Below are 1,148 nucleotides of genomic sequence, written 5' to 3'. Positions count from 1 at the left end.
GAGCAGGCGCGGCTCATCAAGCTGCAGCTGCCCGCGTCGGCGCCGCAGAACGCCGTCGTCGTCGAGCGCTTCACCGGTAGTGAAGGCCTCAACGAACTCTTCGACTTCACCATCGACACCCTCGCCACGTCGAGCGAGTTCGATCCGTTCGCGCTGATCGGCGAAGAGCTGAGCCTGCGCCTGCTGCTGGCCAACGGCAGCTTTCGCACCTGGCACGGCTACCTCACGGCCGTCGATGCGCTGGGCGGTGACGGCGGCCTGGCGCGCTACCGGCTGCATCTGCAACCCTGGCTCGCCGCGCTGGGCCTGCGCCGCGACAGCTTCGTGTACGCCGCCAAGCACGTGCAGGACATCGTCAGCGAAGTGTTCGCCGACCACACGACCGCCAGCTTCAGCTTCGAAGTCACGCAGGAGATGCCCGTGCGGCCCACCTGCGTGCAGTACCGCGAATCGGACCTGGCTTTCGTGCTGCGCCTGCTGGCGGAAGAGGGCCTGAGCTTTCGTTTCGAGCACGAGCAGCAGCAACAGTCGAGTGGTGGCAGCAGCGGCAACACCACGCCCTCGCACCATCGCCTGGTGATCTTCGACCGCGCGGCAACCCCGCCCGACTGCGCCTTGTCGCAGATCCGCTTCCACCGCGTCGACGCCACCGAAGCGACCGACGCCATCACCGCCTGGAGCAGCCGGCGCCAGGTCACCACCAACGCCGTCATGCGCAACGCCTGGGACGCCAGCGTGTTGCAGGCCCCCACCGGCTCGGTGCAGAGCGCGCTGGCCATGGGCGAGGTGCCCGTGCTGGAGCACTACGACGGCAGCGGTGCACAACGCTATGCCGACAGCGCCACCGCCGCCCGGCGCGCCGAGCAACAGCTGGTGGCTTTCGAATCGCGCATCAAGCGCTATGGCGCCGCGGGCAGCGTGCGACAGCTCGGTGCCGGCGAGCGCTTCACGCTCACGCAGCACGACCGCTACGACGGCCGCAGATTCCTCGCACTGCGCGTGCGCCACGAAGCGGCCAACAACCTCGGCGCACAGGCCGCGCAGGTGCTCGAGGCCGGCGAGCTCGAGAAGGGCAGCTACCGCAACAGCTTCGAAGCCCAGCCGGCCGAGGCGCAGGTCGTGCCGCTGTGGCGACCCAAGCCCACGGC

General features: G+C 69.3%; 1 protein-coding gene. It reads left to right on the top strand.

From position 1 onward, the window contains the following. Positions 1-1,148: type VI secretion system Vgr family protein (locus AC3WQM_RS31975; protein WP_492683860.1), on the top strand; the 1,148-nt coding region annotated here is incomplete at both ends.

This window comes from Variovorax sp. FW301-JW7 (genome assembly GCF_058788795.1).
Note: the sequence above shows the minus strand (reverse complement) of the source record. Positions and strands in the feature narration are given on the sequence as shown.